Here is a 15,392-nt window from a genome sequence, read left to right on the forward strand (position 1 = left end):
TGAAAGCACCTCCATACCCTTGCATACGTTTCTTACTGCCTGTTTAGTATCATTACCCGGCTTTTTTTCAATGAAGCATTTAAACGTGTTGGGTATCTGCTCTATCTCACCAAATCTTCGACAAATTTGGGCAGGACAAAAGCGGCTTGATGCAGACGAGGCGAGTAATATTTCGTTTGCAGCTCCGGGATTTTGCTGATGTCCACCTGAAGCGGATCGTGGGCCTTGCTGCCCATCGTGAACGTCCACAGTCCGGAGGGGTAAGTCGGGATATTAGCCCCATACACGCGCACGATTGGAAAAATCTCTTTGACATCCTTAGTAACCTTCCGGATCAAATCCGACTTAAACCAAGGATTGTCCGTTTGGGCCACAAAGATGCCATCCTCCCTGAGCGCCTCATAAATGCCCTGATAGAAGCCGCGCTCGAAGAGCGGCGCGGCCGGTCCCACCGGCTCGGTGGAGTCGACCATGATGACGTCGTATTGATTTTTGCTTTCAATAATATGCATGTAGCCGTCGTTCACCAGCACCTCAACCCGGGGATTGTCTAACTCGCCGGAAATTTCGGGCAAATATTTCTTTGAATATTCGATCACTTTGCCGTCAATCTCCACCAGAACGGCCTTCTCCACTTCGGGATGCTTCAGAATTTCGCGGATCACGCCGCCGTCGCCTCCGCCTACCACTAATACCTGCTTAGGATTGGGGTGAGTGAACAAAGCGGGATGAGCCACCATTTCATGATAAACAAATTCGTCTTTAATCGTGGTCATGACCATCCCGTCCAGCACCAGCATGCGGCCAAACTCTTCGGTATCCAGCATCGCTAAATCCTGAAATTCCGTCTTCTCCGCAACAAAGGTTTCCGTCACTTTGGCCGTAATGCCAAACGCAGGGGTCTGCTTCTCCGTAAACCACAATTCCACCATACCTACCTTCTTTCCTTCTGATCCGACTTTCCACCAGATCCATAATTTCTTCCTCTTTAATAATGTACCCAACCTGAAGGAGACCATGAATCCCAGCATTCGTCCCCTTCTCCTTCCAGCGTGAATATCCATCCTAAACTTTCCCAATAATAAGCATTACAGCCGCCGGATTCCCTTATTTTCCGGAAAAGGCAGCTCCTGCTGCTGCGCCTTTAACGATTATGCTCATCCGACAGGAGGTTATTCCTATGCAGAGACGATCTGGAAATGCCCGCAAACCGAAAAGGGGGCGACTGAGAACGCTGTTCAGGCTGACTTTGGCTGTTGCCGCGCTCGGTGCAGCCGCTTTAGGCATTCTGCTTGTTTATTTATATCAGTCTCCGCTGCCGCCGATAGATTCCGACCAGAACTCTATTATGTTCGATGCCAGCGGTGAACCGGCAGCCGTCTTCTCCCCCGCCGAGAAAAATCAGGCGAACGTCAAGCTGGACCAGATTGCCCCTTCCCTGATTCAGGCTACGCTGGCCGTCGAGGACCGGCATTTCTACGAGCATATCGGCTTTGATTTTAAAGGGATGGCCCGGGCCGTTCTCGTGAACCTCGAGCATCTGGATAAAGTTCAGGGCGCCAGTACGCTGACCCAGCAGCTGGCCCGGAATCTGTATCTGACCCATGAGCGGACCTGGACACGCAAAGCAAAGGAAGCTTTATATACGGCTCAGCTGGAGATGAAGTACAGCAAACCGGACATTTTGCAGATGTATTTGAACCAGATCTATTATGGACATGGCGCCTACGGCATTGAAGCCGCAGCCAGAACGTATTTCGGCAAACCCGCCAAGGATCTGACGCTGGCAGAAAGCGCTATGCTGGCCGGAATCCCGAAGGGACCTACTTATTATTCGCCTTTTAACCATATGAAGAATGCTAAAGACCGCCAGAAGACGGTGCTTGGCACCATGGTCGATAACGGCTATATTACGCGCGAACAGGCCGATCAGGCTTATACGCAGCTGCTGAACTTCCAGTCTCCTTCCCTGCGGACAACCGATGATAAAGCGCCCTATTTCCGCGACTACGTTCGCAGCGTCCTGATCGACGATCTCGGCATCAGCGAAGATCTGCTGGATCATGGCGGCCTGAAGGTTTATACCACGCTCGACACGGAGGCGCAGGCAGCGGCAGAGGCAGCGGTGCAATCGGGCGTTGGCAACGATGGAGAGCTCGAAGCCGCACTGGTTTCAATCGACCCGCGAAACGGGTACGTCAAAGCGCTGGTAGGTGGAACCAACTATATAAAAAGCCAATACAATCACGTGTTTGCAACCACCCGCCAGCCCGGTTCGTCCTTTAAGCCGATCATGTATTTAACAGCGCTGGCGTCCAAGAAAATGACGGTGGCCAGCCAGTTTAACAGCGAACCCACCCTGTTTCATTATGATGATAACCGGAAGACCTACAGCCCCAAGAACTTCGGTGAAAAATATCTCGGCGAAATCAACATGAAACGGGCAATCGCCGCCTCGGACAACATCTACGCCGTAAATACCCTGATGACCGTTGGCGCGGACAACGTCATTGATATGGCCCGGCGGATGGGCATTACGAGCAAGCTCCAGGCGGTCCCATCGCTTGCGCTCGGAACCTCGCCAGTCAGCCCGTTTGAAATGGCGTCGGCCTTCGCCGTCATCAGCAACCAGGGCCGCAGCGTCAAGCCCGTTGCCGTCCTGAAAGTGACGGATGCCTTCGACAGCGTGCTGTATGAAGCGCCGAAGGCGCAATCGGTGCAGGTGGTCGAACCCGCCGCTGCTTATGTGCTGACGCACATGATGGAGGGTGTGTTCGACACCGGCGGCACCGGCAGCCGCGTCTCGGCGCTGATGAAGCGCCCGGTCGCCGGCAAGACGGGCACGACCAGCACCGATGCCTGGCTGGTCGGCTTCACGCCGGAGCTGTCCACCGCCGTCTGGGTCGGCTACGACAAAGGCAAGACGCTTGGCACCGCCGCCTCGCGCAAGGCAGCCCCGATCTTCGCCACTTACACGGAGAAGGCGCTGGCGAAGGTGCCGCCCAAAATGTTCCCGGTGCCGGAGGGCGTGGTCAGCGCCTATATCGACACGGCTACCGGCAAGCTGGCCGACGCTAGCTGCGGTGATAAGGAGCTGGAGGTGTTTATTGCCGGCACCGAACCAAAAGAAACCTGCACCGGCTCAGCTCCGCCGGCTAAATCGGAGCCCGCTCCGGAACCGGCCAAGGAGCAAAGCCATTCGTGGTGGCAGGATTTGAAGCGCTGGTGGATGGAATAAATGGGATAGATGGGATAGATGGAAAAGGCGCAAAAAGGGAAGGCCCTTGTCTCCAAGACATAAGGCCTTCCCTTTTACCGTTTCTACCGCTCCCTATAAGGGGTAGAAACAAACCGTTATCCGTTAATTCAAAGCCGCTTTAAAAGCTTCCGGCGTCCGATCCCACCATTCTTCATTGTGGCTCATCAGCAGCTGCTTAAGCGCTGCTTTCTCTTCGCTGCCCAGATCGTCCAGCATGATCTTGCGTTTAAGCGCGTAATCGAGCTTATTGACATGATCGGCAAGGATCTTCCAGCCGCGTTTCGCATCCGTATCGATCAGCATCTCACAGGCGGTCGCTCCGCCGTAGCATTTGCCCTCTTCTGTCTGGTCCACAGCCACCCAAACGACCCATACCTGGCGTCCGTTCGGCACGTCCTCCCGGTTGGCAGAGAACTTGATGCCCCGCTCCACTTTGCTTTTCGCGTGCATGGCTCCAATATCAATCTTGGCTTCCCCGCCGTCGATGATGACCGGAGAAACGTTGTTCAAATCGATGGATCCCGCTCCAAAACCTTTGTGTTTGCTGCGGTCATTGCTGCTTATAATATTCAAACTCAGCGGTTTCTTGCCCGCGTTCGGCGTATTGTCCATAATTCCCTCCAAGGTTAAAGGCGCTTCCATTCACACCTTGTACATTAATTTTATTTTAGCTAATAATCTTCCAAATGCAAACATATACATGCTGTAGATGCTTGTCAACGGGAGGTATCAATCTATGTTTGCACCAAGGAAACGGACCAAAACCTTAACCATCCTGGCGGCCGCCCTGCTCCTGCTGGGCGGGTCGCTTTGGGGATTTACACAGCTGCGTACGGGCCAGCCGGCTGCTCCTGCTCTTTCTCTTGCTCCCGATCAGGCCAAGCCCTCTCTCACGGATGCTGCAAGCCCTCCCGTAAAGGAGAGCGTACAGCAGCCCAGCGCCGAGGTGCTCAGCAACCGGGTCACCGAATACCACATCGACGCAAAGCTGGATGAAACGAACGGCAGCCTGATCGGTACGGAGACGCTCAGCTGGACTCATCCCGGCAAGAAGCCGGTCAACGAGATTTATCTTCATCTTTATGCCAATGCTTTTTCGTCAGCGGATTCAACCTTTATGAAGGAATCGGGGGGCGTTCTCCGGGGAGACGCGATGCCCCAGAACGGATGGGGTTCGATCAGCCTGACGGAGATCCGGACGACCGACGGACTTTCCCTGCTCCACCGCCTCCAGTATGTGCAGCCCGATGACGGCAACATAAAGGACAAGACCCTCGTTAAAGTCCGCTTGCCCCAAGCAGTTCAAGGCGGCGAAACCCTAACGCTCAAGATCGGATTCCAGGTCAAGCTGCCCAAAGTATTTGCGCGGATGGGCACAGCCGGCAATTTTGTCATGGCCGGACAGTGGTTCCCCAAGATGAGCGTCTATGAGCCGGCCGGAACTCGCGGCAGAGCGCAGGAGGGCTGGAACCTCCATGAATATCACGGCAATTCCGAGTTTTACTCCGATTTCGGCATATACAGTGTCAAGATCAATGTGCCGCAAAATTACATCGTCGCCGCCACCGGCTTCCCTACTAAATCGGCTGCCGTTAAGGATGCCAGAAAGACCTATCAGTTCTACGCCGACGATGTGCATGATTTTGCCTGGGCCGCCTCCCCCGACTTCGTATACGCCGAAGAGCCGTTCGCTTCGGACAACGTGCCCGGCGTGCGGATCAAGCTGTACCTCGACCCGGCCCACAAGGATTTAAAGGACCGTTATTTCTACGCTGCCAAAGCAGCACTCGCCTCCTACAGCAAATCCTACGGGCCTTATCCTTACTCCACGCTGTCGATCGTGGTGCCTCCGGCGGACGGCAACGGAGCAGGGGGCATGGAATACCCGACGCTGATTACGGCGTTTGGAGCAACCAGCGACTCGCCGGGTTACGATCTGGAGAGGACTGTGGTGCACGAGATCGGGCACCAATATTTTTACGGGATGATCGCCAGCAATGAATTCGAGGAGCCTTGGCTGGATGAAGCCTTCACCTCCTATGCCGAGGACAAGGTGATGGAGAAGGAATACGGCGTGAACGCCAATCTGACGATCCAATCCGCGATGATCACTCATCCGCAATCGCTGGATCAGGCAGCCTGGAAATATGGAGATTCGCGCACTTACGCGCTGAACGTCTATACCCGGGGCAAACTCGTCTTGATGGATATTGAACGACAGATCGGCACCAAACAGATGAACAAGGTCATGAAGACCTATGCCCTTAAATATCGCTTCAAGCATCCTACGACCGCCGACTTCCAGCGTGTGCTGGAGCAGGTTACCAAGAAAGCCTGGGGCGATTACTTCAATAACTATGTATATAACGGAAAAATGGCCGATTATGCCGTAGACAGCATCGCCACGGATCAGAAGGAGCAAAACGGCGAAACCGTCTATGAAGCGACTGTATCCATCAGCCGCCGGGGGGCGTCTACGACGCCGGTGCCAATCCTGTTTACCTTCACCGACGGCCATGAAATCCGCAAGGAATGGGACGGCAAAGTGCCTTTGGCTGAATTCAAAGTCCAGTATAAACAACCTTTGGCTTGGGTCATGATTGACCCCGCCTATACGCTCCTGCTGGAGAATCAACATATCAACAACTTCCTGAAAGCCGAAGTGGATCCGTCCGTCGGATTCAGATGGAATCTGGGCATCGCCAAGCTTGTAGACGCTCTGCTTGGGCTGCTGTCATGGTGAGGTGAAGGAGACAATGACTTATATTCGAATTGGTTGGTCTAGTGCCGTCAAGCAGCTGCCCATAGCCATTCTTCTGTTTCTGTACCGGCTGCTCTGGAGCGTATTTCTCTATAAAATTATTCATTCCGCTATTTTTCCCGTCCTTCAGCGTTACCCTGATTCGGGACCCGGCGAGCTCAGCCGCCTGTTATTTCTGGTGGAAGGCCAAATCGGGCTGGCCGGCAACCGTCAGCTCCACCTGTTCGGGGGACTCCTTGCGGGCATGATGCTGATCCGCCTGCTGCTGACTCCGCTGATCCGCTCCGGAATTTACCACGGACTCCTGGAAGAAAGAGACCGCGATGGAGCCGGCTGGCTGTTCTTTGAAGGGATTCGGAAACGCTGGAAGCCAGTCAGCCTGTTCTATCTGATCGAGTTGGTTCTTGGCCTGGCTCCCGCCTACTGGCTGGTTCCGAGCATCTACAATCAGTCCATCCCGCTGCTGAACGGAGATCATCACGCGATGTGGTGGATTGGAGCCGCACTCGCGAGCTGGGGGGCCTGGTTCTTCCTGGTCAAAAAGCTGCTCGAATACGCGCTGCTCGGCTGGATCTCCGGCACTGGCCTGCTCCCTTCCCTGCTTTGGTGCATAAGACGCCTGGTTCAGGTCATCTGGGTTTCCCTGCTCCTCGGCGGGCTGAGCCTGCTGGTCTGCGGGCTGTTTACCGCCAGCTCCTGGATCTGGACCGGCATGCTTGGCCTGGTTCTTCATCAGGCCTACCCGCTGATCGGCAGCTTTCTTGGAATCTGGCAGACCGCCTCCCAATTCCACCTCTGGAAGACAGGGGCCGAAAAATAAAATAAGAACCGGACACCAAGCAGCCAACACAGCGCTGCACAAGGCCCGAGCCTGATGGCTCGGGTTTTGTTGTGTCTGTCCGGCTCTCTTTTTTGTAAAAATAGGCATTGCCAAAATGTACCTCTGCTGTTACAATGACTTCAACCAAACAAGTAACAACTTTGTAATTCTTTTTTAATCATTTAGCAGGATTTATGAAAAAGATGTCGAATAAGTAGCTTCAGATGCCATAAAGAATAAGCCTAATCCCAGGCATCAGGGGAACGGGGGAACCACTTTGGGTGAATTGGTCTCGCAACGGAGGGGCCATAGGGGAAACCTTCTACCGAATCCTTAAGCTAACCTCGTAGGCGTTGGAAGGGGTACACAAGTTTTGAAGAAGAAGTTGGCAGCAGCAGCAGTAGGTTTTGCATTAATGTTCACGCTGGGTACAAGCGCATTTGCAGCGGACACTCAGCTGGACAAAGCGGTGAGCGGTGCTTTGGGTACGCCTTATAAAACTGGAGGAACAACCACCAACGGTTTCGATTGCTCCGGCTTTACAAGATATGTATTCGCCAAGCTCGGCATCACACTCCCGCACCAATCCGGATCGCAGTTCAAAATGGGCAAGGCGGTAGAGAAAAACCAGCTCATTCCAGGCGATCTGGTGTTCTTCAACACTAGCGGCAACGGGGTTTCCCACGTAGGGGTTTACGTAGGAGACGGCAAATTTGCTCATGCATCCTCTTCTAAAGGCGTGATCATCAGCAAATTGAGCGAAAGCTATTATGTCAACCGCTATGTTGGAGCCAAACGCATCATGAGCAGTGACGTTTACCAGTCGGTTGCCGCAGAGGACTCTGTGGATGACGACAACGTAGAATAAGACGTCATCGTCTCACCAGCCTTTAAATCATTCTTGCCGGAATGGTTTAAAGGCCTTTTTTATGCCCGCTGCTCTCGGAGAAGTTACAAAATTGACTTGTAGGAGAGTCCCGAATAAAGCGATTCACTTAGGACTAAAAGACGATTTTGGGGGATTTACAAGATAAAATGCGGACACGCCTTGCTTATTTCCCCTCACTTTGTTACAATTGCCAACGTATTAGTAACAAATTTGTAATCGTTGTCGGAAGTAAGTTGCAAGTGATGAATGAGCCTTATTAAGTCTTTGCTAAGTCTACTAAGTCCTCTTCATCCGTAACCGCATTGTCAGGTGCCATTACTACATCAGCCGAATTCCCCGCACCTGGGAAACGGGGGAACCAAGTTATGGGTGAATTGACTCCACTGTCAGAGAGTCATAGGGAACCTTCGACCGAATCCTCAAGCTAACCTCGCAGGCCTTGGAAGGAGTTTTACATCTTGAGAAAGACATTAACAGCTGCGGCAGTGGGTTTAGCCATTCTTCTGTCCGCCGGAACATTAGGGACAAGCACGGCCTCTGCATCGACACTGAGCTCCGTTGTCAGCTCGGTATACGGTACCCCATACAAAATGGGAGCTACCGGCAACGGCGCGTTTGATTGCTCCGGATTCACGAAATACGTATTTCAGAAAATGGGCGTAACCCTTGCCCGCCAATCGGCCGCACAGTACAAACAAGGTACTGCCGTTGCCAAAAGCCAATTGAAAGCCGGGGATTTGGTCTTCTTTAACACACTCGGCAACGGCGTCTCCCATGTCGGGATTTACATGGGCAGCGGCTCCTTTGCGCACGCCTCCTCTTCGAAAGGCGTACGCGTAGACAAGCTCAGCAACAGCTACTATGCCAACCGTTATGTTGGAGCCAAACGCATTTTAAGCCAATATTCGTACAAAACTTTTGCTGTGAATCTGTAATCTTTAAAATCTTCTTTCGCCCTGCCAGGCGAAACCTGCATGTTTATTTCTTCTGAGCCGCACGATTCTTGCCGGAATCGCCTGCGGCTTTTTTGTTGTTGCCTACTCTTTAAACGTGGGTTCCGGCCGAAAGGTTCCATTTATTTGGGAGCCCTCGCTAATTTTTTTCAGCTCCTGAACCCGCTTGAGGACGCCTTTCTTGAGGAAAAGATTCCCACAACCTTTATATACCCTGTCTATTGGCGGTTAAACGTGCTTAGGGCCTATTTTTTTCCCTTTTTGCAAAACCTTTTGTTCTCGGTTACATTAAACGTATCGTAATAGATCTGAGTCAGGAGGGATGGGCTTTGGCCAAACAAACATACAGCTTTCAGGTGGTCCCCATGGAAGAGCACCACGGAGCCGAAATTTGTACCTGGAAGTATGAGCCTCCCTATAACATATATGGCTGGCTCCCCTGGGAGCAGATGAAAGGACTCGGCGTTGAATTCGGCGATCCGGAGATTCGCAGGCAGCAGTATGCAGCTCTGCTGGATGATGGCGGCATGCTGTGCGGATTCGCGCAGTTCTTCCCGCTCGAAGGTGTCACCCGGCTCGGCATCGGCATGAAGCCGGAGCTGTGCGGACACGGCCGGGGAGCAGCTTTTGTTGCTGCGATTGTCCAGGAAGCACTTCGCCGCAAGCCGGAGAATGAAGTCGATCTGGAGGTGCTGACCTGGAACAGCCGAGCCATCCGCGCTTATCAGAGGGCCGGTTTTACCATAACAGATTTGTATGAGCGCCAGACGCCGGACGGTATGATGCCGTTCTACTGCATGGTGTATCAGCCGGGCGGAGATGGGGAGGCTGACGGGCCGGAGCGCGAACCAAGCACAGAAGGCCCTTAAGGGAGTCCTCTCTTAGGGAATGTGCTTACAAGCAAAAAAATAAAGTGCGCCCTGGCCTGCCGGCCGGGCGCACTTTATTTCTCCTATTGCTCTTTGTAGAGGCAGTAGGGTGAACGACGTAACCTTCACTCTGCGCTGCGCATCTTCTCAAACGCTTCGTTATATTGCTGAGCTTCCTTAATATCCACACCCGTAATGCCGCCTTCCTCCCAGGAAGTCAGACGGAGCGTTACGACCTTGTAATCTATCGTAATAAAAGGATGGTGCTCGAAAGCCTCTGAAATGGCCGCTACCTCAGTTACAAATGCAATTCCTTTCATATAGCTGGAGAAATTGAACTTCCGCACGATCCAGCGGCCTTCCTCCAGTTCCCAGCCCTCAAGCTTCTGCAAATGCGTTTCAACCTCTTCAGGTGAAAATGGCATTTTTTTATTCCTCCCAACTTAAAAGGTCACGCTGATGGTTAAACCGAACAAGACCTTGTAGCATCCCAACATTCTAACATTTTTCAACAGAAAAAGCCATTATTCGACACAACCGTGGCCTGTCTTCGTTAAATGAGGGAAATGGAAGTTAACTCTTCCTCGCCGATCAAAACGTTAATTCGATGTACCGCTGAATCATGCATGACTACAGCGCTTCCGACATTGATCACAGGCTGCTCTCCCAGTCCATAGAACAAATCCTCCGCAAGCGCTTCCCAGACTTCCGAACGGTCTGCCTCAGGCAGATGTTCCCAATCCTCCGGGTCCATCTCGAAAAAAATATAACTATCCGGAACAGCCGCCATAGCCTCCGTTAGATCTGCCAAAATCAAAGCATAGTCTCTTCCGTGTTTAACACCCATGCCCAAAGCCCCTTTCTACTTTTGTTTCTACCCAGGCTTACCCTTTATTATACCTGAAATTATGCCTTAAAAAAAAACAGAAATCTGTCGATAAAAGAGGTAAACCGTTTCGTGCTTCTCTTTCCGGAAGGATGCCGGGAAGATGGAAAGGATTCAATTCTCATGGATGAGGTGTATGGATGGAAATTTCAACGATAGTCGGCATTATTTTAGGTTTGATTGCGCTGATCGGCGGGATGATTCTGAAAGGCGCTCCGGTAGCCGCTCTGGTCACCAATCCGGCCGCTTATGTCATAATTCTCGTAGGGACTGCGGCTTCCCTGTTTGTTGCGTTCCCGATGTCGGAAATGAAGCGACTGCCTAAACTGTTTAAAGTTTTGTTCTTCCCTAATAAAATGCTCAGTAAGACAGAAATTATTACCATGTTTACCGAATGGGCGTCGATTACACGCCGCGAAGGCCTGCTTGCTCTGGAAAGCAAAGTCGAAGAGATCAACGATGATTTCCTGCGCAGCGGGATGCGAATGATTATAGACGGCAATGATCAGGAATTTGTCAGCGACGTTCTGGCAGAAGACATTGCAGCCACGGAAGAACGTCACCGTTCAGGAGCGCTGATCTTCTCCCAGGCCGGCATGTATGCTCCTACGCTGGGCGTACTCGGCGCCGTGGTAGGTTTGATTGCCGCTCTCGCCGATATGACGGATATGGAGAAACTCTCCCACGCTATTGCGGCTGCCTTTATCGCAACACTGCTTGGTATTTTCACCGGTTACGTCCTTTGGCACCCGATCTCCAATAAATTAAAGCGGATGTCCAAACGCGAGATGGAAATCCGCCTGATGATGGTAGAAGGTCTGCTCTCCATTCAATCGGGGGTATCTACCATTGCTATTCAGCAAAAACTGTCCGTATTCCTGACACCGGCCGAACGTGCAAAACTGCAGGATAAGGAGGCGGACAGCGGTGAGCAAAAAGAATAAAAAACATGAGCCCCACGAAGAGCATAATGACGAAAGCTGGCTGTTGCCCTACTCCGACCTGATGACTCTGCTGCTGGCGCTGTTTATCGTGCTGTACGGCATGAGCACCCTTGATGCCAAGAAGTTCGAGGAGCTCAGTCAGGCCTTTAACGCCGCGTTGACCGGCGGAGTCAGCGTGCTGGATCAAAGCACCATTAACGGCAAGACAAAGAACACGCCGACCAAAGAACAGGACAACCAAAACACAAGCACGCTCACTGCGCAAAACATGACCCAGCTGCAGAAGCGCAACGAGCTTAGGAAGCAGGAAGAAGAAGATCTGGAGAAGCTGAAGAAGCAGCTGGATCAGTATATCAAACAAAGCGGCTTGACCAGTCAGCTGGCCACCAAGCTGAACCAATCGCAGCTGCTGATTACGATCAGCGACAACGCCTTGTTCCCGTCCGGCAGCGCCCTTGTCAAACCGGAAGCAAGCGCCCTGGCTAAAGCGCTGTCCGGCATGCTGCAGAAGTTCCCGGACTATGAGATTCTGATCTCCGGCCACACGGACAACGTACCGATCGACAACGACCAGTTTGCCTCCAACTGGGACCTCAGCTTCGCTCGGGCCAGGAACTTTATGGAGATTCTGCTGCAGAACAATAAACTCGATCCAAAAATGTTCAGCCCGATCGGATACGGTGAATACCATCCTGTAGCTGACAATAATACGGAAGTTGGCAGAGCGAAAAACCGCCGGGTCGAAATCTCAATTATCCGGAAATATCAGGATCCGGACAGTCAGGTCACGATTACGCCATAAACAGGAAGAACCCGGGATATCGTCCCGGGTTCTTCTGTGCTACAACAATTTATAATTCAACTGTGCCCCGAGCTCCGCTTTCTCCTGAGGCGTCAAATCCCGCCATTCCCCTGTCTTCAGGCTGCCCAGATGGATATTCATAATCCGAATCCGCTGCAGCTTCCTGACGCTGTATCCTAGCGCCGAACACATGCGGCGGATCTGCCGGTTTTTCCCTTCGGTCAATATAATCCTGAATACCCTTTCCGAAATCCGGGTAACTGTGCAGGGCAGGGTCATCTCGCCCAAGATCTTAACTCCCTCCGACATCGCCTGCAGAAATCTTGGCGTAACCGGCCTGTCAACCGTCACGATGTATTCCTTCTCATGTTTGCCTTCAGCACGAAGAATTTTGTTGACGATATCCCCGTCGCTGGTCATCAGAATCAAACCTTCCGAGTCTTTGTCCAAACGGCCGATCGGGAAGATCCGCTGCTTGTGGCCGACAAAATCGACGATATTCCCTTTCACATGCTGTTCGGTTGTGCTCGTGATTCCGACCGGCTTGTTAAGTGCAATATATACAGCCCCTACCGGTTTCGGGATGAGCGGCTTCCCGTTAACCCTGACATCATCGCCTTCCTCCGCCTGGCTCCCAAGCAGGGCCACCTCACCGTTAATGGTGACTTTCCCGGCTTCAATCAGCTTGTCCGCCTCCCGGCGAGAACAAAAGCCGGTTTCACTTATAAATTTATTAATTCGCAAAGCTCTATTCCTCCTGATCCTTTCCACTGTCGCCGCTGTCCAGACTAGTTACAACCGGCTGTTCCTCCCCGTCCGGATCCGGATGAACCAGCGGCAAAGTAATGGTCACCATCGTTCCCCAGCCGACCATACTATTTATATTTAGAGTGCCTTTGTGCGCCTCGATAATGCGCTGGCTGATCATCAGCCCAAGTCCGGTTCCCTTTTCCTTGCTGGTATAAAAAGGCTCCCCAAGCTTCGCCAGCCGTTCGAACGGTATGCCTTCGCCTTCGTCAATGATGCCGATCAAAGCCTGATTGTTCTCCTTGATGATCTTCAGACCGATGCCGCCGCCTCGGGGCATAGCTTCCATAGCATTTTTCAAAATATTGATGAACACCTGCTTCAGCTGGTTCTCTTCACAATAGACCTCTATCGGTTCCTTCTCAAAGTCGGTCACGAATTCAATGCCATATAAATGCGCCTGGCTGTCCAGCAGCGAGACAACATCCCCGAGCACATAACGGATATCCTTGTTCTGGAAAATGCTGGCCTGCGGCTTGGCCAGAATCAGAAACTCGCTGACGATCAGATTGATCCGGTCCAGCTCGGACAACATAATATCGACATGCTGGATGTTTAGAGCTCGGGTTTGCTGCTGCAGCTGCATGAAACCGCGGAGTGTCGTCAGCGGATTGCGAATCTCATGCGCAACCCCGGCCGCGAGCTGGCCAACCGTTGTCAGCTTCTCAGACTGGCGCAGCAGCTCCTGCATTTTATTATGTTCGGTCATATCGCGGGAGATTGTGATATAGGCGATAATCCGGTTATTTTTATCAAAAATGGGGGATTGGCTAATACTGACTTCCACTTCACTGCCGTCCTTGCGCAGACGAACTGTCTCCACACTTGGCAGCGCATGCCCTTCGGCCAGCGCCTTCTCCCACTGCTTCCATTCTTCCCAAACCCAGGAAGGGACAAACGGCAGCGGCTCGCCGACGATTTCGTCTTCGCTCCAGCCGTATAAGGCCTCAAAGGCTTGATTCACCCGAATGACCCGCCACTGCGGATCGGACAAATGAATGGCGTCAGCCGTCTGGTTGATGACCGACTCCAAATATTCGCGCATGGAACGGTTCTCCTCGTTCATCTGCTCCAGTTCGGAGGTATAATGGTCCAGATTGTCCGCCATATGGTTGATATGTTTGGCCAGCACTCCAAGCTCATCCCGGCTGTTTATGTATAATCTCGTATCAAACCGACCTGCCGACATGTCTTGAACCTTGACCAGAATATGGCGAAGCGGACGCATCAGCACCCTTGAAGTGAAATAAATGCTGAGCAGGGCCAGAAGCAGCACAAACAGGAAGATCAAAAGATGGAGGACCATTTGCTCTTCCAATCCGGAAGACAGCGGCCCATAGCTATAGACCATACGAAGAATGTATGCCGCTCCATCCGGTGTGGAAACCGGCAGGTAGCTTTGAATATAATGCTGTCCTTCCAGGAATAAATTCGAAACCCGCGCCTCTCCCTGTTCCGACGCTTCTTGGATCCGCAACTCTGCTTTCTCATCGACCAGGCTGTAGCTGCCGAACTGAATCTGATTCTGGACGGCCGATGCTCCTTCTTGCAGGACAGCCCCATTCCGAAGCGGTCTAAAGCCTGTAATCTCCAGAATGTTCGGATCGCTCTGCTTAATCCGTTCGATCACCGCCGAAGGCCCCATTTGGGCAAGTTCGCTTTGAATATCCTCCTGGCGCAAAAAGACGTGAATCAGATAATTTCTTTGCCCGTCATAATAATAACCCATTTGTTCTTCAGCGTTTCCGTCAGCCCCCAGCTGTTCAAAATCCGTCCAAAAAGGCGCCTTCATCTCTACGCTTGTGCGGTTGTCCAAGGATGGAAAACCAGCATCTGCGGAATCGAAGGTTTGGGTAACTGCTCGGCCTAAACGCTGCGGATCTGTGGATTGTCCGATCAGCAGCTCATTATCTTTTTTATATACTAGAGAGAAACCGCTTACGCCCGTCCTCCGGCTCAGATCAGCCAGCTGTTCTACCGTAACTCCACTCCAATTGGGACCCAACTCGCTTGCGGCTGTCTGGGCGGCTCTCTTTAAGTTCTCCTCCAGCTCCCCTTCGAAATAGGTCAAGCTGTCCCTGCTTTGCTCCAGCGATACCGCCGCCTGCTTCGTTAATAAAATCAATTGGGATTCATGCATGTCACGCAGGTTGCTTCTCGCCCGGGAATAAATCAGAATCATGTTAATAACCAGTATGGTAACGAGCGAAAATACGAATAACAGGATCATTTTCCTTCTAATCGACAAGCTGCCCGCACCTCCAAGCCAGGAATGGCTAATATTGGCTCACTCTAACATGATACAATTTTCGACGTCATTTGCCTATACATTGATAACCCTAAATGGGATGTTTACAATGAAGAATAATCAGGTTCTTGAAGAACCTATCTAGAACACTTCA

Annotated in this window: 14 protein-coding genes and 2 riboswitches; of the genes, 8 read left to right on the top strand and 6 right to left on the bottom strand. The window is 52.1% G+C overall.

Features of this window, described 5'->3' with window-relative positions; all coding sequences use genetic code 11:
• Positions 1-101: 101 nt before the first annotated feature.
• The gene (gene speE / locus AWM70_RS18475; RefSeq protein ID WP_068700836.1) at positions 102-929 is read right to left on the bottom strand and encodes a polyamine aminopropyltransferase; all 828 of its coding nucleotides are present in this window, start codon (positions 927-929) and stop codon (positions 102-104) included.
• Between the two features lie 251 nt (positions 930-1,180).
• Here speE and AWM70_RS18480 point away from each other — a divergent pair, with 251 nt between their 5' ends.
• Positions 1,181-3,238, top strand: coding sequence for a transglycosylase domain-containing protein (locus AWM70_RS18480; protein ID WP_068698849.1), 2,058 nt, complete (start codon positions 1,181-1,183; stop codon positions 3,236-3,238).
• A 123-nt stretch (positions 3,239-3,361) separates the two neighbouring features.
• Here the strand turns inward: AWM70_RS18480 and AWM70_RS18485 are convergent, their stop codons facing one another.
• Complete coding sequence (locus AWM70_RS18485; protein ID WP_068698851.1) at positions 3,362-3,871, bottom strand: YwhD family protein; 510 nt, start codon at positions 3,869-3,871, stop codon at positions 3,362-3,364.
• 124 nt (positions 3,872-3,995) lie between these two features.
• Here AWM70_RS18485 and AWM70_RS18490 point away from each other — a divergent pair, with 124 nt between their 5' ends.
• From AWM70_RS18490 to AWM70_RS18510, 5 genes are all read left to right on the top strand, one after another.
• Complete coding sequence (locus AWM70_RS18490; RefSeq protein ID WP_068698853.1) at positions 3,996-6,002, top strand: M1 family metallopeptidase; 2,007 nt, start codon at positions 3,996-3,998, stop codon at positions 6,000-6,002.
• Positions 6,003-6,015: 13 nt separating this feature from the next.
• Complete coding sequence (locus AWM70_RS18495) at positions 6,016-6,840, top strand: hypothetical protein (protein WP_068698855.1); 825 nt, start codon at positions 6,016-6,018, stop codon at positions 6,838-6,840.
• Between the two features lie 229 nt (positions 6,841-7,069).
• Positions 7,070-7,208, top strand: a riboswitch (cyclic di-AMP (ydaO/yuaA leader).
• Between the two features lie 5 nt (positions 7,209-7,213).
• The gene (locus AWM70_RS18500) at positions 7,214-7,708 is read left to right on the top strand and encodes a C40 family peptidase (RefSeq protein ID WP_068698857.1); all 495 of its coding nucleotides are present in this window, start codon (positions 7,214-7,216) and stop codon (positions 7,706-7,708) included.
• Positions 7,709-8,044: 336 nt separating this feature from the next.
• Positions 8,045-8,183: riboswitch (cyclic di-AMP (ydaO/yuaA leader) on the top strand.
• Between the two features lie 4 nt (positions 8,184-8,187).
• Positions 8,188-8,664 (top strand): C40 family peptidase, encoded by a 477-nt coding sequence (locus AWM70_RS18505; RefSeq protein ID WP_068698859.1) that lies wholly within the window; start codon positions 8,188-8,190, stop codon positions 8,662-8,664.
• Positions 8,665-9,047: 383 nt separating this feature from the next.
• Positions 9,048-9,551 (top strand): GNAT family N-acetyltransferase, encoded by a 504-nt coding sequence (locus AWM70_RS18510; RefSeq protein WP_068700838.1) that lies wholly within the window; start codon positions 9,048-9,050, stop codon positions 9,549-9,551.
• Between the two features lie 125 nt (positions 9,552-9,676).
• Here the strand turns inward: AWM70_RS18510 and AWM70_RS18515 are convergent, their stop codons facing one another.
• A complete protein-coding gene (locus tag AWM70_RS18515) occupies positions 9,677-9,976 on the bottom strand; it encodes a 4a-hydroxytetrahydrobiopterin dehydratase (RefSeq protein ID WP_068698861.1) in 300 nt (99 codons plus the stop codon).
• A gap of 128 nt (positions 9,977-10,104) precedes the next feature.
• Positions 10,105-10,398 (bottom strand): hypothetical protein, encoded by a 294-nt coding sequence (locus tag AWM70_RS18520; protein ID WP_068698863.1) that lies wholly within the window; start codon positions 10,396-10,398, stop codon positions 10,105-10,107.
• Positions 10,399-10,577: 179 nt separating this feature from the next.
• Between AWM70_RS18520 and motA the strand changes: the two genes are divergently transcribed.
• On the top strand, positions 10,578-11,381 hold the full coding sequence (gene motA, locus AWM70_RS18525; protein ID WP_068698865.1) for a flagellar motor stator protein MotA: 804 nt from the start codon (positions 10,578-10,580) through the stop codon (positions 11,379-11,381).
• Positions 11,365-12,183: a flagellar motor protein MotB gene (gene motB, locus AWM70_RS18530; protein WP_068698867.1), complete on the top strand. Its 819-nt coding sequence runs from the start codon at positions 11,365-11,367 to the stop codon at positions 12,181-12,183. The genes motA and motB overlap by 17 nt, the downstream gene beginning before the upstream one ends.
• Before the next feature lie 39 nt (positions 12,184-12,222).
• On the opposite strand, the gene rluF is transcribed toward motB, so the two are convergent.
• Complete coding sequence (gene rluF, locus AWM70_RS18535) at positions 12,223-12,927, bottom strand: 23S rRNA pseudouridine(2604) synthase RluF (protein ID WP_068698869.1); 705 nt, start codon at positions 12,925-12,927, stop codon at positions 12,223-12,225.
• Between the two features lie 4 nt (positions 12,928-12,931).
• Positions 12,932-15,238 (bottom strand): HAMP domain-containing sensor histidine kinase, encoded by a 2,307-nt coding sequence (locus AWM70_RS18540; protein ID WP_068698871.1) that lies wholly within the window; start codon positions 15,236-15,238, stop codon positions 12,932-12,934.
• Positions 15,239-15,392: the final 154 nt, after the last annotated feature.

This window comes from Paenibacillus yonginensis (assembly GCF_001685395.1).
In the GTDB taxonomy this organism is placed as follows: domain Bacteria; phylum Bacillota; class Bacilli; order Paenibacillales; family Paenibacillaceae; genus Fontibacillus; species Fontibacillus yonginensis.

Excerpts from the sequence above, each read along its gene's own strand:
- AWM70_RS18480 (WP_068698849.1), top strand. The coding sequence starts at position 1,181 with ATGCAGAGACGATCTGGAAATGCCCGCAAACCGAAAAGGGGGCGACTG.
- AWM70_RS18485 (WP_068698851.1), bottom strand. The coding sequence starts at position 3,871 with ATGGACAATACGCCGAACGCGGGCAAGAAACCGCTGAGTTTGAATATT.
- AWM70_RS18490 (WP_068698853.1), top strand. The coding sequence starts at position 3,996 with ATGTTTGCACCAAGGAAACGGACCAAAACCTTAACCATCCTGGCGGCC.
- AWM70_RS18495 (WP_068698855.1), top strand. The coding sequence starts at position 6,016 with ATGACTTATATTCGAATTGGTTGGTCTAGTGCCGTCAAGCAGCTGCCC.
- AWM70_RS18510 (WP_068700838.1), top strand. The coding sequence starts at position 9,048 with ATGGAAGAGCACCACGGAGCCGAAATTTGTACCTGGAAGTATGAGCCT.
- AWM70_RS18515 (WP_068698861.1), bottom strand. The coding sequence starts at position 9,976 with ATGCCATTTTCACCTGAAGAGGTTGAAACGCATTTGCAGAAGCTTGAG.
- AWM70_RS18520 (WP_068698863.1), bottom strand. The coding sequence starts at position 10,398 with ATGGGTGTTAAACACGGAAGAGACTATGCTTTGATTTTGGCAGATCTA.
- motA (WP_068698865.1), top strand. The coding sequence starts at position 10,578 with ATGGAAATTTCAACGATAGTCGGCATTATTTTAGGTTTGATTGCGCTG.